The sequence below is a fragment of the Terrabacter lapilli genome, from assembly GCF_039531305.1.
GTDB lineage: Bacteria > Actinomycetota > Actinomycetes > Actinomycetales > Dermatophilaceae > Terrabacter > Terrabacter lapilli.
In genome coordinates this window covers 193,722-211,484 of sequence record NZ_BAAAPU010000008.1, presented here as the reverse complement: position 1 = coordinate 211,484, position 17,763 = coordinate 193,722, and the positions used below count along the sequence as shown (strand labels likewise).

Below are 17,763 nucleotides of genomic sequence, written 5' to 3'. Positions count from 1 at the left end.
CTCGTGAAACTGCCCGGTCGTGACCCGGGCGGGCCGGCTCGCCTCTGTCTGCGAACACGACCCCTTGATCCCTGATGGGCACAAGGGGGGCGTATGCCGTCCGGCGCACCGGACGGCATACGCCGCCTTGCATCAGTTCTTCGAGTAGAGCTCGACGATGAGCTGCTCGGTGAGCTGCGAGTCGATCTGCGCGCGCACCGGGAGCTGGTGGATGAGGATCTGCAGCGAGCCCTCGACGACCTGCATCCAGGCCGGGACGGGACGCTCGCCGAACGTCTGGCGGGCCAGCTCGAACGGGAAGCTCTCGACGGACTGCTTGCGGACCGTGATGATGTCGTACTGCTCGACGCGGTAGGACGGGACGTCGACGCGCACGCCGTTGACCTCGAAGTGGCCGTGCGTCACGAGCTGACGGGCGTGACGACGCGTGCGGGCCAGGCCCGCGCGGTAGACCACGTTGTCGAGGCGCGACTCGAGGATGGTGAGCAGGTTCTCACCGGTCTTGCCGGGGCGGCGGGCCGCCTCCTGGTAGTACCGGACGAACTGCTTCTCCATGACGCCGTAGGTGAAGCGCGCACGCTGCTTCTCCTGCAGCTGCGTCAGGTACTCCTTCTCCTGGATCCGGCGACGGCCGTGCTGGCCGGGCGGGAAGGGACGGAGCTCGAAGTTCTTGTCGCCGCCGACGAGGTCCATCTTGAGGCGGCGGGACTTCTTGGTGATCGGGCCGGTGTAACGAGCCATGTTCTAGTTCTCTCTCTCGCTCAGGGCCGGATCAGACGCGACGGCGCTTGGGCGGGCGGACACCGTTGTGCGGCGTGGGCGTGACGTCGCTGATCGCGCCGACCTCGAGGCCGGTGGCCGTGAGGGAGCGGATCGCCGTCTCGCGGCCCGAGCCGGGGCCCTTGACGAAGACGTCGACCTTGCGCATGCCGTGCTCCATGGCGCGGCGGGCAGCAGCCTCCGCTGCCATCTGCGCGGCGAACGGGGTGGACTTGCGCGAGCCCTTGAAGCCGACCTGGCCGGCAGAGGCCCACGAGATCACGGCGCCCGTGGGGTCCGTGATCGAGATGATCGTGTTGTTGAACGTGCTCTTGATGTGAGCGTGCCCGTGGGCGACGTTCTTCTTCTCCTTGCGACGAACCTTCGTCACGCGAGCCTTGGGAGGCATTTTTCTCCTACGTCAGAACTGAATGTCGGTGAGACGTGATCGCGGTGCGATCAACGTCAGCGGGCCTTCTTCTTGCCGGCCACGGTGCGCTTCGGGCCCTTGCGGGTGCGCGCGTTGGTCTTGGTGCGCTGACCGCGCACGGGCAGACCACGACGGTGACGAAGACCCTCGTAGGAACCGATCTCGACCTTGCGGCGGATGTCGGCCTGCACCTCACGGCGAAGGTCACCCTCGAGGCGGTAGTTGCCCTCGAGGAAGTCACGAAGCGCAACGAGCTCGGCCTCACCGAGGTCCTTGACGCGGGTGTTGGGGTTGACGCCGGTGGCAACCAGCGCCTCCTTGGAACGGGTGCGACCGACACCGAAGATGTAGGTCAGTGCGACCTCGACGCGCTTCTCGCGCGGAAGGTCGACTCCAACAAGACGAGCCATGTTGGGTTGTCTCCTGATTTCTGTTTCGCGGAGGTCTGGAGCAGTCACCGATCCGGGGTCACGGCCCGCCACTCAGAAGGACGGGCCACCGGTCCCCGGCCTCCGTGCCGGGGGTGACGTCCTGCGCCGACACGACGGTCGGTCATCAGGGGCCGGGTGCTGCTTTCATTCACTTTTTCGCGTGCTGTCGAAAGTCTGTCGACGGCGAGGTGGTGGCTCTGCTCAGCCCTGGCGCTGCTTGTGGCGCAGGTTCTCGCAGATCACCATGACCCGACCGTTGCGGCGGATCACCTTGCACTTGTCGCAGATCTTCTTGACGCTCGGCTGAACCTTCATCTGCCTGCTGTCTTCAGATCGCGCACCTGTTCCCCGCGTGCCGGAGGGCACGTGACGGCCAGGAGCTTGGTTGGGTAATCGGGAGTTGGTGCCTCGCACTCGTCCCGGCCCGGGCGCCCGCTCGCGCGGGCCACGTGTGGGCCGGACCTGGTGCTCAGCGGTAGCGGAAGACGATCCGACCGCGGGTCAGGTCATAGGGCGAGAGCTCCACCACGACACGGTCCTCGGGGAGGATCCGGATGTAGTGCTGTCGCATCTTGCCCGAGATGTGTGCGAGCACCTTGTGACCGTTGGAGAGCTCCACCCGGAACATCGCGTTCGGGAGAGCCTCGACGATCGTGCCCTCGATCTCGATGACACCGTCCTTCTTGGCCATATCCTCCGTCTAACTGTTGGTGGCCGACCCGGAATGAGCCGGCCTTGTGACGTGCCTGGTGACCGTGCTGGAGGCACGACCGTGCATCGGGCGTCGTGGCACGCGACACCCAACGGTCAAGGTTACGCCAGATGGCGCCGTTCCCGAAATCGGTCGAGGGCCTCAGCCCGGTTCCCCCTCGAGCTCGGCCCGACGGAGCCGGACGAGCCGCTCCACGACCCCGTCCGGCAGGGGCTGACCGGGGGTGAACCGGATCGTGCCCTTGCTGAGCGAGAAGCCGTCGAGCTCGCCCGCGACGGCGTCGACGACCGCGGGGCTGAACGGGAAGACGGACAGGTGCTTCGCGGAGGCACGCACCCCCAGGAGCGGGCGCCCGTCGAGGCGCAGCGCCGGCATCCCGTAGCTCGTGCCCTCGTCGGCGTCGGGCGCGGCGCGGACCGCGTCGTCGACCACGCGCTGCAGCGCCTCCCGCTGCTCGGCCGGGAGGCCGGAGAGGTAGTCCCCGATGGTGCCCATGCACCGAGGGTCCCACCGGGCGGCCCGGGCCGGACTCGTATGCCGTGTGCCGGGTGCCACTGGACCGCGCCGGGGCCCGCATTCCGCAGCCGACGCGAGAACGGCCGCGACGGCATACTGACGTGATGACCCAGACAGGCACCGACGCCCCCGAACCGCCCACCCCGCCGGCAGCGGAGGCGCCCGAGGACCACACCGACGTGGTCAGCGCCCCACCTGCCGAGGCCGAGGACGTCGAGGCGTACTACGCGCGCATCGCGGCCGCGGCCGGCGCCGACGGGCGGCTGCCCGTGGCCGTCGAGGAGATGCCGGGCTGGGACATCTACCCCTACGAGATCGAGAGCCTGCGCCTCAAGCCCGTGCAGCCGCCGGCCGACGACGAGCCGGCACGCCGCGGCGAGGACCCGTCCGAGTGCTGGTGCGTGAGCACCCCAGAGGAGGGAGCCGGCGAGGGGCCGGAGGTCGTCTGGTCCAACGCGCGGTGGCGGCTCACCCTCTCCGGCGAGACCGGCCTGCCGGTGATGCTGATGCTGCAGCCGCTGGAGCACCACGACCTCACCTCGCTTCCCAATGACCTCGCCGCAGAGCTGGGGCAGCTGCTCGTGGCCGTCTCCGACGCCGTCGAGCACGTGCCGAGCGTCGGGCGGGTGCACGTGGCCAAGTGGGGCGACGGCGGCGCGCACCTGCACCTGTTCTTCCTCGGCCGGCCGGCGCGGATGCTGCAGTTCCGTGGGTCCCCGCTCGTCGACTGGGAGGAGAACCTGCCGCGCGTCCCCCTCGATGTGCTGCGGGCCAACGCCCGGGTCGTCGCCGAGCGCATGGTCGTGCACGTCGGCGGCCGCGCCGGAGCCCTCGGCCGCTGAACCGCCTGGCCCGGCTGGGCGCGGGTGAGTGGGCCGAGTCGGTGCGACGAGGTCAGGACCAGCGCGTCGAGAGCCAGAGCGGGTCGGGCCCGGTGAGCGGCACCATGCGCCAGGTCAGGTCGGCGTCGCCGCTGCGCAGCCGCGCCTCGACCCCGAAGCGGTGCGGCGACTCGATCACGATGACCTCCGCGCGGAACACGTCCTCGTCGACCCAGCCGCCGCTGGCCACGACCGGCACCGTCGCTCCCCCGCCGACGAGCTGGCCCTCGCGCCACACACCGCGGCCGACGGGGACCCGCAGCCACTCTCCTCGCCGCTCGAGGCCCAGCACGTGGTCGTTGCCGTCGCGGGTCACCGAGACGGCTGTGTAGCCGGAGGCCAGGTCGGACGCTGATGACCTGGACAGCTCGGCGTGGTCGGGTCCGAGCGCCTCGCCCGACAGCGCCGGGATCTCGAGCGACGCGAGCCGCTGCGCGAGCTGCTCGTCCGCACCCTGCGAGCCGTTGCCCTCGAGGGCGGGCAGCACGTGCGCCCAGAGCAGGTCGAGGGTCGACTGCATCCGCTCCTGCTCGGCCGTGATCGCCACGACCGCGTCCTGCTCGGGCAGCACGATGAGGAACTGCCCGAAGGCTCCGTCACCGCGGAAGCCGTGCAGCTGCATCCAGAAGGAGTAGCCGTAGCCGCGCCGCCAGTCCTCCTCGGCGCCGGGGTCCTCGTTGAGGGGCCCGAACGCGCGCGTCGCCTCCTCCACCCACGCCTCGGACAGCAGCTGCCGACCGTCCCACCGCCCGCGGTCGAGGTAGAGCTGGGCGATCGAGGCGATGCCCTCCGTCGTCAGGTGGGAGCCGGTGAAGCCGAGCTCGCGGCCCAGCGGGTCGCGGTGCCAGGGGATGTCCGGCAGGCCGAGAGGGTCGAGCAGCCGCGGGCGCAGGAACTCGGCCACGCCGACCCCGGCGACGCGGCGCACGATGACGGCGAGCAGGTAGGTGGCGACCTGGTTGTACGCGAAGACGGTGCCCGGCTCGCGGGTCGGTCGGGTCGCGAAGACCCTGGGCACCCAGTCCCCCTCGTCGCCGAAGTCGCTGCCGCTCATCCGGTCGAAGACGTGGCCCCACGCGTCCTCCTCGTGGCCCACCGTCATCGACAGGCAGTGCCTCACGCGCACCTGCTGCCAGCCCTCGGCGACGGCGCTGCGGTCGAGGTCCGGGAAGTGGTCGAGGACAGGGTCGTCGAGGGAGAGGCGGCCCTCCTGCACGAGGAAGCCGACGGCCGTGGCGGTCACCGTCTTCGACAGGGAGTACGCGAGGTGGACGCGGCTCGCGGCATACGGCGCCCACCACCCCTCCGCGACGACGTGGCCGTGGCGCACGACCATGAGGCTGTGCAGGCCGAGGTCGCCGCGCTCCGCGGCGTCGACGAACGCGAGGACGCCGGCGGCGTCGACGCCCTGATCTGACGGGGTGCTGCGAGGGAGGCTCATGGACGCGAGGCTACGCACCCCCACCGCGCGGGCGGGAGACCGGGGCCGACGGCCGGCTCAGACGGCCGCGTCGAGGGGGGCGTATGCCGCCCCGACCGCCTCGAGGGCGGCCTTGCCACCGTCGATGGCCGTGAGCACCCACAGCCCGTCCTCGCGGACGGCCACGGAGTGCTCCCAGTGGGCGGCCCGGGTGCCGTCGGTCGTGACGACGGTCCAGTCGTCGGCAAGCACCTTCGTGTCGGTGCCGCCGAGCGTGACCATGGGCTCGATCGCGCCGGTGAAGCCGTCGACGAGCTTCGGCCCGGTCTCGCGAACCGCGTAGTTGGGGATCTGCGGGTCCATGTGCATCTGCGTGCCGATGCCGTGGCCGACGTACTCGTCGATGACGCCGTAGGTCAGGCCGTCCCGCCCGGCCGCCGCCTCGATGCTGGCCTCGACGGCGTCGCCGACGGCATACAGCCGCCCACCCACCTGCATGGCCGCGATGCCGGCGTAGAGGCTGGCCTCCGTGGCGTCGATGAGCGCGAGGTCCTCGGGACGTGCCGCCTCGCGGCCGCCGACGACCGCCGTGAAGGCGGCATCACCGTTCCAGCCCCGGACCTCGGCCCCGCAGTCGACCGAGACGACGTCGCCGGCCTCGAGCACGCGCGGGCCGGGGATGCCGTGCACGACCTCGTCGTTGACGCTGGTGCAGAGGGTGTGGCTGTAGCCCGGCACGAGCTGGAAGTTCGGGATGCCGCCGTGGCCGCGGATGAACTCCTCGGCGAGCCGGTCGAGCTCGAGCGTGGTCATGCCCGGGCGCAGCTCGCGCGCCAGCAGCTCGAGCGTCCGCCCGACGAGCAGGCCCGCCTCACGCATGAGGAGGAGCTGCTCGTCGGTGCGGCCCTGGAGCCGGTTCCGGCGTCCGAACATCGGGGGTCCTTCTGGGTTGGTACTCGTGGGGCCGCGGTCGGTGGCCCGGAGGTCGGCGCGGAGGTCGGCGCGGCTGCGCTCAGGCGTGCTGCGGCAGGGCGGCCATGACGCGGTCGGTGACCTCGTCGACCTCGCCCATGCCGTCCACCTTCACGAGCAGGCCGACGAGCTCGTAGTGCTGCGCCAACGGCGCCGTCTCCTTGCGGTAGATCGCCTGGCGCTCGCGGATGACGTCCTCGGTGTCGTCGACGCGCCCCTCGGTCTCGGCGCGCTTGAGCAGCCGCTGCACGATGGCGTCCTCGTCGACCTCGAGCTCGAGGACGGCGTCGAGGGCGTGCCCGTGCCGGGCGAGCATCGCGTCGAGCGCCTCGACCTGGCCGGAGGTGCGGGGGTAGCCGTCGAGCAGGAACCCGCCCGCCGCGTCGTCCCAGGACAGGCGGTCCTCGACGATCTCGTTGGTGATGTCGTCGGAGACGTAGCCCCCGGACTTGATGATCTCGTCGACCTTGACGCCGAGCGGGGTCCGGTCCTTGATGTTCGCGCGGAAGATGTCGCCCGTGGAGATGGCGGGGATGCCCAACCGCTCGGCGATGCGGGCGGCCTGCGTGCCCTTACCGGCGCCGGGCGGGCCGAGGATGATCAGTCGCGTCAACGGAGGAACCCTTCGTAGTGGCGCTGCTGCAGCTGCGCCTCGATCTGCTTGACCGTCTCGAGGCCCACACCCACCACGATGAGGATCGAGGTGCCACCGAACGGGAAGTTCTGGTTGGCCCCCACCAGCACGAGGGCGATGAGCGGGATCAGGGAGACAATGGCGAGGTAGATGGCGCCCGGCACGGTGATTCGGGTCAGCACGTAGTTGAGGTACTCGGCCGTGGGTCGCCCGGCCCGGATACCCGGGATGAAGCCGCCGTACTTCTTCATGTTCTCCGCGACCTCGGTCGGGTTGAACGTGATGGACACGTAGAAGAAGGTGAAGAACAGGATCAGGGCGACGTAGGTGATCATGTAGATCGGGTGGTCACCCTTGACGAGGTTGGCCTGCACCCAGTCGACCCAGGCGGGGTTGTCGCCGTTGGCGTGGGTGTTGAACTGTGCCACGAGGCCCGGCAGGGCCAGCAGGGAGCTGGCGAAGATGACCGGGATGACGCCGGCCATGTTGACCTTGAGCGGGATGTAGGTCGACGTCCCGCCGTACATCCGGCGGCCCACCATGCGCTTCGCGTACTGCACCGGGATGCGGCGCTGCGACTGCTCGACGAAGACGACGGCCGCGATGACGAAGATGCCGAGGAGCAGGATCGCGAGGAACGTGCCCCAGCCCTTGTTGTTCTTGATGCTCCACAGCGAGGCCGGGAAGCCGGCCGCGATCGAGGTGAAGATCATCAGGGACATGCCGTTGCCGACGCCCTTGTCGGTGATGAGCTCGCCGAACCACATGATCAGGCCGGTGCCCGCCGTCATGGTCAGGACCATGATGAGGATCGTGACGGGCGACTGGTCGACCATGATCGTGTCGCAGGAGCCACCGAAGAGGCTGGACGGGTTGCGGGCGAACGTCACCAGCGTGGCCGACTGCAGGATGGCCAGGCCGATCGTCAGGTAACGGGTGTACTGGGTCAGCTTGCTCTGACCCGACTGCCCCTCCTCCTTGAGCGCCTCGAAGCGCGGGATGACGACCGTCAGCAGCTGGATGATGATGCTCGCCGTGATGTACGGCATGATCCCGAGCGCGAAGACCGACAGCTGCAGCAGCGCTCCGCCACTGAAGAGGTTGGCGAGGTTGAGGAACCCGCTCTGGTCGCTACCGCCGGCGGCCTTGCCGGCCTGCAGGCACTGCTGCACGAGGCTGTAGCTGATGCCCGGCGTCGGTACGTGTGATCCGAGCCGGAACAACACGATGATGCCGAGCGTGAAGAGCAGCTTCTTGCGCAGGTCCGGGGTTCGGAACGCGCGTACGAAAGCGGCGAGCACTGGGTCCTCCTGGGGGCCGCACGGGTGGCGCGGCGTAAGTCATGCAATCCGTGGAAGGTTAACGCAAAGGCGCAGCGCCCCGGGCTCCCTCCCGCGGTTACCGACGTCACGTCGGCTTGCGGTGGGCGCCCGGGGCGCTGGTCACACGAGGTGTGTGGTGGTCACTCGAGGTCTGCTCGCGGCTTCTCGGAGCGTCTCGGGGACCGGTCGATCAGCCCGCGAGGGCCGTGACCGTGCCGCCGGCTGCCTCGATCTTCTCCTTGGCGGAGGCAGAGAACTTGTGCGCCTCCACCTCGACCTTCACGGAGATCTCGCCCGTGCCGAGGACCTTCACCGGGAAGCCGTCACGGACGGCACCCTTGGCGACGAGGTCGGCGACGGACACCTGACCACCCTCGGGGAAGAGCAGCTGCAGGCGGTCGAGGTTCACGACCTGGTACTCGGTGCGGAACGGGTTCTTGAAGCCGCGCAGCTTCGGCAGACGCATGTGCATCGGCATCGAGCCACCCTCGAAGCGCTCCGGAACCTGGTAGCGGGCGCTGGTGCCCTTGGTGCCACGACCGGCGGTCTTGCCCTTGGAGCCCTCACCACGACCGACACGGGTCTTGGCGGTCTTGGCTCCGGGGGCCGGACGCAGGTGGTGGACCTTGAGGGCGGACTCGCCCGACTTCTTGGCGTTGTCGGCCATGGTCAGTCAACCTCCTCGACGGTCACGAGGTGCGTGACCGTCTTGACCATCCCGCGGATCTCGGGACGGTCCTCCTTGACGACGACGTCGCCAATGCGCTTCAGACCGAGGCTGCGCAGCGTGTCACGCTGGTTCTGCTTGCCACCGATCTCGGAACGGGTCTGGGTCACCTTCAGACGAGCCATCACACACCAGCCTTCGCAGCCTGGGCCTCGGCGATGCCGGCAGCACGGGCCTTGAGCATGGCGGCCGGGGCCACCTCCTCGAGGGTCTTGCCACGGCGGGCAGCGACCGACTCGGGACGCTCGAGCTCGCGCAGGGCCTGGGCCGTCGCGTGCACGATGTTGATGGCGTTGTCGGAGCCCAGCGACTTGCTGAGGACGTCGTGGATGCCGGCGCACTCGAGCACCGCACGCACCGGGCCACCGGCGATGACACCGGTACCGGGAGCGGCGGGACGCAGCATGACCACACCGGCAGCCGCCTCACCTTGGACGGGGTGCGGGATGGTGCCCTGGATGCGCGGGACCTTGAAGAAGTTCTTCTTGGCCTCCTCGACACCCTTGGCGATGGCCGCGGGAACTTCCTTGGCCTTGCCGTAGCCGACACCCACGGTGCCGTCACCGTCACCGACGACGACGAGGGCGGTGAAGCTGAAGCGACGACCACCCTTGACGACCTTGGCGACACGGTTGATGGTCACGACGCGCTCGACGTACTGGTTCTTGTCGTCACGGCTGTCGCGGTTGTCGCGGCCACCGCGGTTGTCGCGGCGGTCTCCGCGCTCGGTGCGCTCGCCGCCACCGGCGGGGCCGGTGCCTCGACGCTGCTGTCCGGGCATCAGATGTTCCTCATCTCAACGGTTGCGTTCACGAAGTTGCTCACAGGGCCAGACCGCCCTCGCGGGCGCCCTCGGCGATCGCCGCGACCCGGCCGTGGTACTTGTTGCCACCACGGTCGAACACGACGGCCTCGATGCCGGCGTCCTTGGCACGGGCGGCGACGAGCTCGCCGACCCGCTTGGCCTTGGCCGTCTTGTCGCCGTCGAAGGCGCGCAGGTCGGCCTCCATCGTCGAGGCCGAGGCGACGGTCTTGCCGACGGTGTCGTCGACGACCTGCACGAAGAGGTGACGGCTGGACCGCGACACGACGAGGCGGGGACGGGCCGCGGTGCCGGCGATCTTCTTGCGACCGCGCACCTGGCGACGGATGCGGGCGGCAGCCTTGGACTTGCCGCGCTTGATGATCATTGCCATGGCTTACTTACCGGCCTTTCCAACCTTGCGACGGATCTGCTCGCCCGCGTAGCGAACGCCCTTGCCCTTGTACGGGTCGGGCTTGCGCAGCTTGCGGATGTTGGCCGCGACCTCACCGACGAGCTGCTTGTCGATGCCCTGCACCGAGAAGCGGGTCGGGTTCTCGACGGCGAAGCTGATGCCGGCGGGAGCCTGGATGAGGATCGGGTGCGAGTATCCGAGCGAGAACTCGAGGTCCGAGCCCTTCGCCGCGACACGGTAACCCGTGCCGTGGATCTCCATCTTCTTCTCGTAGCCCTCGGTGACACCGAGGACCATGTTGTTGATGAGCGACCGGGTCAGGCCGTGGCGCGAGCGCGAGTCACGCTCGTCGTTGGGGCGCTTGACCTCGAGGTTGCCCTCGGCCAGCTCGACGGTGATCGGCTGCACGACGGTCAGCGAGAGCTCACCCTTGGGGCCCTTGACCGTGACGTCCTGGCCCTCGACCTTGATGTCCACACCCGAGGGGATGGAGACCGGGAGTCGTCCGATTCGCGACATGTCAGTGTCTCCTTACCAGACGTAGGCGAGGACTTCCCCACCCACGCCCTTCTCGTGTGCCTGGCGGTCGGTCAGCAGACCGTTCGACGTCGACAGGATCGCCACGCCGAGGCCACCGAGAACCCGCGGGAGGTTCGTGGACTTGGCGTAGACGCGCAGGCCGGGCTTGCTCACGCGGCGCACCCCGGCGATGGAGCGCTCACGGTTGGGGCCGTACTTGAGGTCGATGGTCAGCGTCTGGCCGACCTCGGCCTCCTCGACCCGCCACGAGGCGATGTAGCCCTCGGCCTGCAGGATCTCGGCGATGTTCTTCTTCAGCTTCGAGTACGGCATGGAGACGACGTCGTGGTGCGCCGAGTTGGCGTTCCGGACGCGGGTCAGCATGTCCGCAATCGGGTCAGTCATGGTCATTGTGGGCTCTCCGCCCTTCCTCACCGGGGTTTCGACCTTCGGCAGTGGTGCCGTTCGGCGTGTGCCGTGGGGCCGACCTACGGTGTCAGAGGTGTGTTGGTCTTGGGGTTGCTACTGCGTTACCAGCGGCTCGGGAGCCGTTACCAGGAGCTCTTGGTCACGCCCGGCAGCTCGCCCGCGTGAGCCATCTCGCGAAGGCAGATGCGGCAGAGGCCGAACTTGCGGTACACCGAGTGCGGACGACCGCACTTCTGGCAGCGGGTGTACGCGCGGACCTTGAACTTCGGCTTCCGGTTCGCCTTGTTGATCAGCGCGGTCTTGGCCATGTCAGTTCTCCTTGAAGGGGAAGCCGAGCTGCTTGAGCAGCGCGCGACCCTCGTCATCGTTGGTCGCCGTGGTGACCACGGTGATGTCCATGCCCCGGACGCGGTCGATCTTGTCCTGGTCGATCTCGTGGAACATCGACTGCTCGTTCAGACCGAAGGTGTAGTTGCCCCGACCGTCGAACTGCTTGGGCGAGAGGCCGCGGAAGTCGCGGATGCGCGGGAGGGCGATCGTCACGAGACGGTCGAGGAACTCCCACATGCGGTCGCCGCGCAGCGTGGTGTGCGCACCGATCGGCATGCCCTCGCGCAGCTTGAACTGCGCGATGGACTTGCGGGCCTTGGTCACGACCGGCTTCTGGCCGGTGATGGCGGTGAGGTCACGGACGGCGCCCTCGATGAGCTTGCTGTCCTTGGCCGCGTCGCCGACACCCATGTTGACGACGACCTTGACGACGCCGGGGACCTGCATGACGTTGGCGTGGCCGAACTCCTGCTGCAGGGCGCCCTTGATCTCGTCCTGGTAGCGCTGCTTGAGGCGCGGCTTGACCCGGCCCGACGGAGCGGTGGTCTCGGTGATGGTTTCGGTCATTCTCAGAGGTCCTTGTCCGACTTGACCGCGACACGGACGCGGGCCGCCTTCTGGCGGCCATTGCGCTCGACGGTCTCGACACGCGTCTTCACGCGGGTCGGCTTCTTCGACTCCGGGTCGACGATCGCGACGTTGCTCACGTGGATCGCGGCCTCGGTGTGGGTCAGGCCACCGGTGCGGGTGCCACGGGCGGTCGCGCCGGCCTTGACGTGCTTGGTGACGCGGTTGATGCCCTCGACGAGCACGCGCTGGGTCTCGGGGTAGACCGCGATGACCTTGCCCTGCTTGCCACGGTCGCCGCCGTTCTTCTGGCTGCGGCCCGAGATGACCTGGACGAGGTCACCCTTCTTGATCTTCATCTTTGCCTTCGCCATGTTCACAGCACCTCCGGCGCGAGAGAGATGATCTTCATGAACTTCTTCTCGCGCAGCTCACGACCCACCGGGCCGAAGATGCGGGTGCCACGCGGGTCGCCGTCGGCCTTGAGGATCACCGCGGCGTTCTCGTCGAACTTGATGTAGGAACCGTCGGCGCGGCGACGCTCCTTGACGGTGCGGACGATGACGGCCTTGACGACGTCACCCTTCTTCACGTTGCCGCCTGGGATCGCGTCCTTGACGGTGGCGACGATGGTGTCGCCGATGCCGGCGTACCGACGGCCCGAACCGCCGAGAACACGGATGCAAAGGAGCTCCTTGGCACCGGTGTTGTCGGCGACGCGCAGCCGCGACTCCTGCTGAATCACTGTCTAACTCCTGTCGTCGTGCTGGTTCTTCACCGAGCGGGTGAAGCCTTGCCGAACGGATGGGGGGCACACAGGGGGCGAGCCCCCGGTGGGTTGCTTACTTGGCCTTCTCGAGGATCTCGACGACACGCCAGCGCTTCGTCGCGGAGAGCGGACGCGTCTCCATGATCAGGACGCGGTCACCGACGCCGGCAGCGTTCTGCTCGTCGTGCGCCTTGACCTTGCTCGTGCGGCGGATGACCTTGCTGTAGAGGGCGTGCTTGACGCGGTCCTCGACCTCGACGACGACGGTCTTGTCCATCTTGTCGCTCACCACGTAGCCCTGGCGGGTCTTGCGGTAGTTGCGCTCACTCGTCTGGTCGCTCACGACCTGCTCCTGCTCGCTCATGCGTCAGCCTCCTGCGCCTCGTCAGCCTTCTTGGCCTTCTTCTCGGCCTTGTCAGCCTTCTCGGACTTCTCGGCCTTCTTGTCGGCCTTGGCAGCCTTCTTGTCGGCCTTCTCCTCCGCCTTGGGGGCGGCGGGGGCCGAGCCGATGCCGAGCTCGCGCTCGCGCATCTCGGTGTAGATCCGCGCGATGTCCTTCTTGACCGCGCGCAGACGGCCGTGGTTGTCCAGCTGGCCGGTGGCCGACTGGAAACGCAGGTTGAACAGCTCTTCCTTGGCCTTCTTCAGCTCGTCCGCGAGCTTCGTGTCGTCGAGACCACGCAGCTGCTCGGGAGCCAGGTCCTTGGTTCCGACTGCCATCAGATGTCACCACCCTCTCGCTGGACGAAGCGGCACTTCATGGGGAGCTTGTGCATCGCGAGGCGCATGGCCTCCCGCGCCACCGGCTCTGCCACGCCCGAGATCTCGAACATGACGCGGCCCGGCTTGACGTTGGCGATCCACCACTCGGGGGAACCCTTACCGGAACCCATGCGGGTCTCGGCGGGCTTCTTGGTGAGCGGACGGTCGGGGTAGATGTTGATCCACACCTTGCCGCCACGCTTCATGTAGCGGGTCATCGCGATACGAGCGGACTCGATCTGGCGGTTGGTCACGTAGGCCGGCTCGAGAGCCTGGATGCCGTAGTCACCGAACGCGATCGTGGTGCCACCCTTGGCCGCACCGTGGCGGTTCGGGTGGTGCTGCTTGCGGTGCTTGACTCGACGGGGAATCAACATGGTCAGGCCTGCTCATTCTCGGTGCTGGCCGCGGCGGGGGCCTCGGCAGCAGCGGTCTCGTTCACTGCCGGGGCAGCGGCGGTCTCGTTGCGGTCACCACGACGGGCGCGGTTCGGACGGTCACCGCCGTCACGGCGCGGGCCACGCGACGGGCGCGGGGCGGCGGCCTGCTGGGCAGCGAGCTCCTTGGCCGTCATGTCGCCCTTGTAGATCCACACCTTGACGCCGATGCGACCGAAGGTGGTGCGGGCCTCGTAGAAGCCGTAGTCGATCTGCGCACGCAGGGTGTGCAGCGGGACGCGACCCTCGCGGTAGAACTCGGTGCGGCTCATCTCGGCGCCGTTGAGGCGGCCGGAGACCTGCACGCGGATGCCCTTGGCACCGGCGCGCTGGGCGGACTGCATGCCCTTGCGCATGGCGCGACGGAAGGACACACGCGCCGAGAGCTGCTCGGCGATGCCCTGGGCGACCAGCTGGGCGTCGACCTCGGGGTTCTTGACCTCGAGGATGTTCAGCTGGACCTGCTTGCCCGTCAGCTTCTCGAGCTCGCCGCGGATGCGGTCGGCCTCGGCGCCGCGGCGACCGATGACGATGCCGGGGCGCGCGGTGTGGATGTCGACGCGGACGCGGTCACGGGTGCGCTCGATCTCGACCTTGGCGATGCCGGCGCGCTCCATGCCCTTCTCCATCAGGCGACGGATCGAGACATCTTCCTTGACGTAGTCGCGGTAGCGCTGGCCCGACTTCGTCGAGTCGGCGAACCAGCGGCTCTTGTGGTCCGTCGTGATGCCGAGACGGAAGCCATGGGGGTTGACCTTCTGACCCATCAGCGGGCTCCCTTCTTGTTCTCCGGCTGCGTGACGACCACGGTGATGTGGCTCGTGCGCTTGTTGATGCGACCGGCGCGGCCCTGGGCACGCGGCCGGAAGCGCTTCATCGTCGGGCCCTCGTCGACGAACGCGGCCGAGATGACCAGGTTGCGCTCGTCGAAGGCGACCGACTCACGGTCGGCCTTGACGCGGGCGTTCGCGATGGCGCTCTCGAGCACCTTCTTGACCGGCTCGGAGGCCGACTGCGGGGCGAAGGTGAGCACCGTGACGGCGTCGGTGGCGGCCTTGCCGCGGATGAGGTCCACGACACGGCGAGCCTTCTGCGGGCTGACACGGACGTGCCGCGCCGAAGCCTTGGCTTCCATGACTTCTTCCTTGGATTCGATGGCCATCAGCGACGACGACCCTTCTTGTCGTCCTTCACGTGACCCTTGAAGGTGCGGGTCGGTGCGAACTCGCCGAGCTTGTGGCCGACCATCGACTCGGTGACGAACACCGGGACGTGCTTGCGGCCGTCGTGGACGGCGAAGGTGTGACCGAGCATGTCCGGGCTGATGACCGAACGACGCGACCAGGTCTTGATGACGTTCTTGGTGCCCGCTTCGTTCTGGGCGTCCACCTTCTTCTGAAGGTGGTCGTCGATGAAGGGGCCCTTCTTCAGGCTACGAGGCATTCCAAAGGCTCCTTATCAGCGCTTCTTGCCAGTACGACGGCGACGCACGATGAGCTTGTCGCTTTCCTTGTGTCCCTTGCGGGTGCGGCCCTCGGCCTGGCCCCAGGGGCTGACGGGGTGACGTCCACCGGACGTCTTGCCCTCACCACCACCGTGCGGGTGGTCGACCGGGTTCATGGCGACACCACGGACGGTGGGGCGCTTGCCCTTCCAGCGCATGCGGCCGGCCTTGCCCCAGTTGATGTTGCTCTGCTCGGCGTTGCCCACCTCGCCGACGGTGGCGCGGCAGCGCGCGTCGACGTTGCGGATCTCGCCGGACGGCATACGCAGCTGGGCGTAGGGGCCGTCCTTGGCGACGAGCTGGACGCGAGCACCGGCGGAGCGGGCGATCTTGGCGCCGCCACCCGGCTTGAGCTCGATCGCGTGCACGACGGTACCGACCGGGATGTTGCGCAGCGGGAGGCTGTTGCCCGGCTTGATGTCGGCCGCGGGGCCGTTCTCGATCGGGTCGCCCTGCTTGAGGCGGTTCGGCGCCAGGATGTAGCGCTTCTCGCCGTCGGCGTACTGGACGAGCGCGATGCGCGCGGTGCGGTTGGGGTCGTACTCGATGTGAGCGACCTTGGCCGGCACGCCGTCCTTGTCGTGGCGACGGAAGTCGATGACGCGGTAGGCACGCTTGTGGCCGCCACCGATGTGGCGCGTGGTGATGCGGCCGGCGTTGTTGCGGCCACCCGTCTTGGACAGGGGGCGAACGAGCGACTTCTCGGGAGTCGAACGCGTGATCTCGACGAAGTCGGCGACCGACGAGCCACGACGGCCCGGCGTGGTCGGCTTGTACTTACGGATACCCATGTTGGCTCAGTCCTTGTTCTTCGTCGATCTCAGGCGCCGGCACCGAAGATGTCGATCGAGCCCTCGCGGAGGGAGACGATCGCACGCTTGGTGTCCTTGCGCTTGCCGAGGCCGAATCGGGTGCGACGGGTCTTGCCCTGACGGTTCAGGGTGTGGACCTTGTCGACCTTGACGTTGAAGATCTGCTCGATGGCGATCTTGATCTCCGTCTTGTTCGCACGGGGGTCGACGATGAAGGTGTACTTGCCCTCGTCGAGCAGCCCGTAGGACTTCTCGGAGACGACCGGTGCGATCAGGATGTCGCGGGGGTCCTTGGTGTGGATGCTCACTTGGTGGCCTCCTTGTCGGCCTTGTCGGCCTTCACGGGGCCGGCGACGAACGCGTCGAGAGCGGCCTGGGTGAAGACGATGTCGTCGGCGCACAGGACGTCGTACGTGTTGAGCTGGTCGGCGACCAGGACGTGGACGTTCTGCAGGTTGCGGACCGACTTGAACGACACCTCGTCACCGCGCTCGAGCACGACGAGCAGGTTGCGGCGCTCGGTCAGGCCGGCGAGCAGCGCGGCGGCGTCCTTCGCCGAGGGCACCTCGCCCGAGACGATGGAGTCGACGACGTGGATGCGGTCGAAGCGGGCCCGGTCGGAGAGGGCACCGCGCAGGGCGGCGGCCTTCATCTTCTTGGGGGTGCGCTGCGCGTAGTCACGCGGCTGCGGGCCGTGGACGGTGCCACCGCCGGCGAACTGCGGTGCGCGGGTCGAGCCCTGACGGGCGCGGCCGGTGCCCTTCTGGCGGTACGGCTTGGCGCCACCGCCGCGGACCTCACCGCGCGTCTTCGTCGAGTGAGTGCCCTGGCGGGCGGCCGCGAGCTGGGCCACCACGACCTGGTGGATCAGCGGGACGTTGGTCTGCACGTCGAAGATCTCGGCAGGCAGGTTGGGGGTCTTCGTGGCCATCTGGATCATGCACCCTTCGCAGCCGTGCGGATCAGGACGATGCCACCGCGGGGACCGGGGACGGCACCCTTGATGAGCAGCAGACCCTTCTCGGCGTCAACGGCGTGGATCTGGAGGTTCTGGGTCGTCTGGCGAACGCCACCCATGCGACCGGCCATGCGCATGCCCTTGAAGACACGGCCCGGGGTGGAGCAGCCGCCGATGGAGCCCGGCTTGCGGTGGTTGCGGTGCGCACCGTGCGAGGAGGAGACGCCGGCGAAGCCGTGGCGCTTCATGACACCGGCGAAGCCCTTGCCCTTGGTCGTGCCGGTCGCGTCGACGCGCTGGCCCGCCTCGAAGGACTCGGCCGTGATCTCCTGGCCGAGCTCGTAGCTGGCGGCGTCGGCCGTGCGCAGCTCGACGAGGTGACGGCGCGGCGTGACGCCGGCCTTCTCGAAGTGGCCGGTCATCGGCTTGTTCACCTTGCGCGGGTCGATCGCACCGAAGGCGATCTGGACCGCGGAGTAGCCGTCGGTCTCGTCGGCGCGCACCTGCGTGACGACGCAGGGGCCGGCCTTGACGACGGTGACGGGGACGAGCTTGTTGTCGGCGTCCCAGACCTGGGTCATGCCGAGCTTCTCGCCGAGCACGCCCTTGATGGTCTTGCCGGAGGTCGTGGTTGCAACAGTCATGATCAACCGCC

31 protein-coding genes are annotated in these 17,763 nt (G+C 68.5%); 1 reads left to right on the top strand and 30 read right to left on the bottom strand.

Annotation, left to right across the window (positions count from 1 at the left end):
* Positions 1–132: 132 nt before the first annotated feature.
* The 6 genes from rpsD to ABD241_RS14730 form a co-directional block, all read right to left on the bottom strand.
* Positions 133–741: a 30S ribosomal protein S4 gene (gene rpsD / locus ABD241_RS14755; RefSeq protein WP_142221267.1), complete on the bottom strand. Its 609-nt coding sequence runs from the start codon at positions 739–741 to the stop codon at positions 133–135.
* A gap of 31 nt (positions 742–772) precedes the next feature.
* On the bottom strand, positions 773–1,168 hold the full coding sequence (gene rpsK / locus ABD241_RS14750; RefSeq protein ID WP_034801606.1) for a 30S ribosomal protein S11: 396 nt from the start codon (positions 1,166–1,168) through the stop codon (positions 773–775).
* 56 nt (positions 1,169–1,224) lie between these two features.
* Positions 1,225–1,599, bottom strand: coding sequence for a 30S ribosomal protein S13 (gene rpsM, locus ABD241_RS14745; protein WP_142181434.1), 375 nt, complete (start codon positions 1,597–1,599; stop codon positions 1,225–1,227).
* 222 nt (positions 1,600–1,821) lie between these two features.
* Positions 1,822–1,935 carry a 50S ribosomal protein L36 gene (gene rpmJ, locus ABD241_RS14740; RefSeq protein WP_006592630.1) on the bottom strand — a complete coding sequence of 38 codons (114 nt, stop codon included), beginning with the start codon at positions 1,933–1,935 and terminating at the stop codon, positions 1,822–1,824.
* Positions 1,936–2,089: 154 nt separating this feature from the next.
* A complete protein-coding gene (gene infA / locus ABD241_RS14735) occupies positions 2,090–2,311 on the bottom strand; it encodes a translation initiation factor IF-1 (RefSeq protein ID WP_013493543.1) in 222 nt (73 codons plus the stop codon).
* A 162-nt stretch (positions 2,312–2,473) separates the two neighbouring features.
* Complete coding sequence (locus ABD241_RS14730; RefSeq protein ID WP_344064076.1) at positions 2,474–2,827, bottom strand: iron chaperone; 354 nt, start codon at positions 2,825–2,827, stop codon at positions 2,474–2,476.
* A gap of 125 nt (positions 2,828–2,952) precedes the next feature.
* Between ABD241_RS14730 and ABD241_RS14725 the strand changes: the two genes are divergently transcribed.
* Positions 2,953–3,690: a hypothetical protein gene (locus ABD241_RS14725; protein ID WP_344064073.1), complete on the top strand. Its 738-nt coding sequence runs from the start codon at positions 2,953–2,955 to the stop codon at positions 3,688–3,690.
* A gap of 52 nt (positions 3,691–3,742) precedes the next feature.
* Here ABD241_RS14725 and ABD241_RS14720 read toward each other — a convergent pair whose 3' ends face one another.
* The 24 genes from ABD241_RS14720 to rplC form a co-directional block, all read right to left on the bottom strand.
* Positions 3,743–5,170, bottom strand: coding sequence for a serine hydrolase domain-containing protein (locus ABD241_RS14720; RefSeq protein ID WP_344064070.1), 1,428 nt, complete (start codon positions 5,168–5,170; stop codon positions 3,743–3,745).
* 57 nt (positions 5,171–5,227) lie between these two features.
* A complete protein-coding gene (gene map, locus ABD241_RS14715) occupies positions 5,228–6,082 on the bottom strand; it encodes a type I methionyl aminopeptidase (RefSeq protein WP_344064067.1) in 855 nt (284 codons plus the stop codon).
* Positions 6,083–6,161: 79 nt separating this feature from the next.
* The gene (locus tag ABD241_RS14710; protein WP_344064064.1) at positions 6,162–6,734 is read right to left on the bottom strand and encodes an adenylate kinase; all 573 of its coding nucleotides are present in this window, start codon (positions 6,732–6,734) and stop codon (positions 6,162–6,164) included.
* Complete coding sequence (gene secY, locus ABD241_RS14705; RefSeq protein ID WP_344064061.1) at positions 6,731–8,056, bottom strand: preprotein translocase subunit SecY; 1,326 nt, start codon at positions 8,054–8,056, stop codon at positions 6,731–6,733. The genes ABD241_RS14710 and secY overlap by 4 nt, the downstream gene beginning before the upstream one ends.
* Before the next feature lie 211 nt (positions 8,057–8,267).
* The gene (gene rplO, locus ABD241_RS14700; RefSeq protein ID WP_142181420.1) at positions 8,268–8,744 is read right to left on the bottom strand and encodes a 50S ribosomal protein L15; all 477 of its coding nucleotides are present in this window, start codon (positions 8,742–8,744) and stop codon (positions 8,268–8,270) included.
* A gap of 2 nt (positions 8,745–8,746) precedes the next feature.
* Positions 8,747–8,929, bottom strand: a complete 183-nt coding sequence (gene rpmD / locus ABD241_RS14695; protein WP_045191891.1) for a 50S ribosomal protein L30 — start codon at positions 8,927–8,929, stop codon at positions 8,747–8,749.
* On the bottom strand, positions 8,929–9,585 hold the full coding sequence (gene rpsE, locus ABD241_RS14690; RefSeq protein WP_142181418.1) for a 30S ribosomal protein S5: 657 nt from the start codon (positions 9,583–9,585) through the stop codon (positions 8,929–8,931). The genes rpmD and rpsE overlap by 1 nt, the downstream gene beginning before the upstream one ends.
* Positions 9,586–9,625: 40 nt before the next feature.
* Positions 9,626–10,000: a 50S ribosomal protein L18 gene (rplR, locus tag ABD241_RS14685; protein ID WP_142181416.1), complete on the bottom strand. Its 375-nt coding sequence runs from the start codon at positions 9,998–10,000 to the stop codon at positions 9,626–9,628.
* A gap of 3 nt (positions 10,001–10,003) precedes the next feature.
* The gene (gene rplF, locus ABD241_RS14680) at positions 10,004–10,540 is read right to left on the bottom strand and encodes a 50S ribosomal protein L6 (RefSeq protein WP_142181414.1); all 537 of its coding nucleotides are present in this window, start codon (positions 10,538–10,540) and stop codon (positions 10,004–10,006) included.
* A gap of 12 nt (positions 10,541–10,552) precedes the next feature.
* Positions 10,553–10,951, bottom strand: coding sequence for a 30S ribosomal protein S8 (gene rpsH, locus ABD241_RS14675; protein WP_142181412.1), 399 nt, complete (start codon positions 10,949–10,951; stop codon positions 10,553–10,555).
* Positions 10,952–11,091: 140 nt separating this feature from the next.
* Complete coding sequence (locus ABD241_RS14670; RefSeq protein ID WP_013493557.1) at positions 11,092–11,277, bottom strand: type Z 30S ribosomal protein S14; 186 nt, start codon at positions 11,275–11,277, stop codon at positions 11,092–11,094.
* A 1-nt stretch (position 11,278) separates the two neighbouring features.
* The gene (rplE, locus tag ABD241_RS14665) at positions 11,279–11,866 is read right to left on the bottom strand and encodes a 50S ribosomal protein L5 (RefSeq protein ID WP_344064054.1); all 588 of its coding nucleotides are present in this window, start codon (positions 11,864–11,866) and stop codon (positions 11,279–11,281) included.
* Positions 11,867–11,868: 2 nt separating this feature from the next.
* Positions 11,869–12,240, bottom strand: coding sequence for a 50S ribosomal protein L24 (rplX, locus tag ABD241_RS14660; RefSeq protein ID WP_142181407.1), 372 nt, complete (start codon positions 12,238–12,240; stop codon positions 11,869–11,871).
* 2 nt (positions 12,241–12,242) lie between these two features.
* Complete coding sequence (gene rplN, locus ABD241_RS14655; protein ID WP_142181405.1) at positions 12,243–12,611, bottom strand: 50S ribosomal protein L14; 369 nt, start codon at positions 12,609–12,611, stop codon at positions 12,243–12,245.
* A gap of 97 nt (positions 12,612–12,708) precedes the next feature.
* Positions 12,709–12,999 carry a 30S ribosomal protein S17 gene (gene rpsQ, locus ABD241_RS14650; RefSeq protein WP_142181403.1) on the bottom strand — a complete coding sequence of 97 codons (291 nt, stop codon included), beginning with the start codon at positions 12,997–12,999 and terminating at the stop codon, positions 12,709–12,711.
* Entirely contained in the window at positions 12,996–13,355 is a 360-nt protein-coding gene (rpmC, locus tag ABD241_RS14645; protein ID WP_142181401.1) for a 50S ribosomal protein L29, read from the bottom strand. Before rpmC ends, rpsQ begins: the two co-directional genes overlap by 4 nt.
* Complete coding sequence (gene rplP / locus ABD241_RS14640; protein WP_020143237.1) at positions 13,355–13,774, bottom strand: 50S ribosomal protein L16; 420 nt, start codon at positions 13,772–13,774, stop codon at positions 13,355–13,357. The genes rpmC and rplP overlap by 1 nt, the downstream gene beginning before the upstream one ends.
* Positions 13,775–13,776: 2 nt before the next feature.
* Positions 13,777–14,601, bottom strand: coding sequence for a 30S ribosomal protein S3 (gene rpsC, locus ABD241_RS14635; RefSeq protein ID WP_142181399.1), 825 nt, complete (start codon positions 14,599–14,601; stop codon positions 13,777–13,779).
* Entirely contained in the window at positions 14,601–14,969 is a 369-nt protein-coding gene (gene rplV / locus ABD241_RS14630; protein WP_142181397.1) for a 50S ribosomal protein L22, read from the bottom strand. Before rplV ends, rpsC begins: the two co-directional genes overlap by 1 nt.
* 26 nt (positions 14,970–14,995) lie before the next feature.
* The gene (gene rpsS / locus ABD241_RS14625; protein WP_026864141.1) at positions 14,996–15,277 is read right to left on the bottom strand and encodes a 30S ribosomal protein S19; all 282 of its coding nucleotides are present in this window, start codon (positions 15,275–15,277) and stop codon (positions 14,996–14,998) included.
* Between the two features lie 15 nt (positions 15,278–15,292).
* Positions 15,293–16,129, bottom strand: a complete 837-nt coding sequence (rplB, locus tag ABD241_RS14620) for a 50S ribosomal protein L2 (RefSeq protein ID WP_142204302.1) — start codon at positions 16,127–16,129, stop codon at positions 15,293–15,295.
* Positions 16,130–16,158: 29 nt separating this feature from the next.
* The gene (rplW, locus tag ABD241_RS14615) at positions 16,159–16,458 is read right to left on the bottom strand and encodes a 50S ribosomal protein L23 (RefSeq protein WP_020143242.1); all 300 of its coding nucleotides are present in this window, start codon (positions 16,456–16,458) and stop codon (positions 16,159–16,161) included.
* Positions 16,455–17,090 carry a 50S ribosomal protein L4 gene (gene rplD, locus ABD241_RS14610; RefSeq protein ID WP_344064046.1) on the bottom strand — a complete coding sequence of 212 codons (636 nt, stop codon included), beginning with the start codon at positions 17,088–17,090 and terminating at the stop codon, positions 16,455–16,457. Before rplD ends, rplW begins: the two co-directional genes overlap by 4 nt.
* A complete protein-coding gene (rplC, locus tag ABD241_RS14605; RefSeq protein WP_185742480.1) occupies positions 17,087–17,752 on the bottom strand; it encodes a 50S ribosomal protein L3 in 666 nt (221 codons plus the stop codon). Before rplC ends, rplD begins: the two co-directional genes overlap by 4 nt.
* Between the last annotated feature and the right edge of the window lie 11 nt (positions 17,753–17,763).

Coding starts and splice junctions, on each gene's coding strand:
- rpsS (WP_026864141.1), bottom strand. CDS start 15,277: ATGCCTCGTAGCCTGAAGAAGGGCCCCTTCATCGACGACCACCTTCAG.
- rpsM (WP_142181434.1), bottom strand. CDS start 1,599: ATGGCTCGTCTTGTTGGAGTCGACCTTCCGCGCGAGAAGCGCGTCGAG.
- rpsH (WP_142181412.1), bottom strand. CDS start 10,951: ATGACCATGACTGACCCGATTGCGGACATGCTGACCCGCGTCCGGAAC.
- rpmD (WP_045191891.1), bottom strand. CDS start 8,929: ATGGCTCGTCTGAAGGTGACCCAGACCCGTTCCGAGATCGGTGGCAAG.
- rplR (WP_142181416.1), bottom strand. CDS start 10,000: ATGGCAATGATCATCAAGCGCGGCAAGTCCAAGGCTGCCGCCCGCATC.
- ABD241_RS14720 (WP_344064070.1), bottom strand. CDS start 5,170: ATGAGCCTCCCTCGCAGCACCCCGTCAGATCAGGGCGTCGACGCCGCC.
- rplF (WP_142181414.1), bottom strand. CDS start 10,540: ATGTCGCGAATCGGACGACTCCCGGTCTCCATCCCCTCGGGTGTGGAC.
- rplB (WP_142204302.1), bottom strand. CDS start 16,129: ATGGGTATCCGTAAGTACAAGCCGACCACGCCGGGCCGTCGTGGCTCG.
- infA (WP_013493543.1), bottom strand. CDS start 2,311: ATGGCCAAGAAGGACGGTGTCATCGAGATCGAGGGCACGATCGTCGAG.
- rplO (WP_142181420.1), bottom strand. CDS start 8,744: ATGGCCGACAACGCCAAGAAGTCGGGCGAGTCCGCCCTCAAGGTCCAC.
- ABD241_RS14730 (WP_344064076.1), bottom strand. CDS start 2,827: ATGGGCACCATCGGGGACTACCTCTCCGGCCTCCCGGCCGAGCAGCGG.
- rpsK (WP_034801606.1), bottom strand. CDS start 1,168: ATGCCTCCCAAGGCTCGCGTGACGAAGGTTCGTCGCAAGGAGAAGAAG.
- rplX (WP_142181407.1), bottom strand. CDS start 12,240: ATGGCGAAGGCAAAGATGAAGATCAAGAAGGGTGACCTCGTCCAGGTC.
- rpsE (WP_142181418.1), bottom strand. CDS start 9,585: ATGCCCGGACAGCAGCGTCGAGGCACCGGCCCCGCCGGTGGCGGCGAG.
- rplV (WP_142181397.1), bottom strand. CDS start 14,969: ATGGAAGCCAAGGCTTCGGCGCGGCACGTCCGTGTCAGCCCGCAGAAG.
- rpsD (WP_142221267.1), bottom strand. CDS start 741: ATGGCTCGTTACACCGGCCCGATCACCAAGAAGTCCCGCCGCCTCAAG.
- rpsC (WP_142181399.1), bottom strand. CDS start 14,601: ATGGGTCAGAAGGTCAACCCCCATGGCTTCCGTCTCGGCATCACGACG.
- map (WP_344064067.1), bottom strand. CDS start 6,082: ATGTTCGGACGCCGGAACCGGCTCCAGGGCCGCACCGACGAGCAGCTC.
- rpsQ (WP_142181403.1), bottom strand. CDS start 12,999: ATGAGCGAGCAGGAGCAGGTCGTGAGCGACCAGACGAGTGAGCGCAAC.
- rpmJ (WP_006592630.1), bottom strand. CDS start 1,935: ATGAAGGTTCAGCCGAGCGTCAAGAAGATCTGCGACAAGTGCAAGGTG.
- rpmC (WP_142181401.1), bottom strand. CDS start 13,355: ATGGCAGTCGGAACCAAGGACCTGGCTCCCGAGCAGCTGCGTGGTCTC.
- ABD241_RS14670 (WP_013493557.1), bottom strand. CDS start 11,277: ATGGCCAAGACCGCGCTGATCAACAAGGCGAACCGGAAGCCGAAGTTC.
- rplE (WP_344064054.1), bottom strand. CDS start 11,866: ATGACCGAAACCATCACCGAGACCACCGCTCCGTCGGGCCGGGTCAAG.
- ABD241_RS14725 (WP_344064073.1), top strand. CDS start 2,953: ATGACCCAGACAGGCACCGACGCCCCCGAACCGCCCACCCCGCCGGCA.
- rplC (WP_185742480.1), bottom strand. CDS start 17,752: ATGACTGTTGCAACCACGACCTCCGGCAAGACCATCAAGGGCGTGCTC.
- rplP (WP_020143237.1), bottom strand. CDS start 13,774: ATGTTGATTCCCCGTCGAGTCAAGCACCGCAAGCAGCACCACCCGAAC.
- rplD (WP_344064046.1), bottom strand. CDS start 17,090: ATGATCCAGATGGCCACGAAGACCCCCAACCTGCCTGCCGAGATCTTC.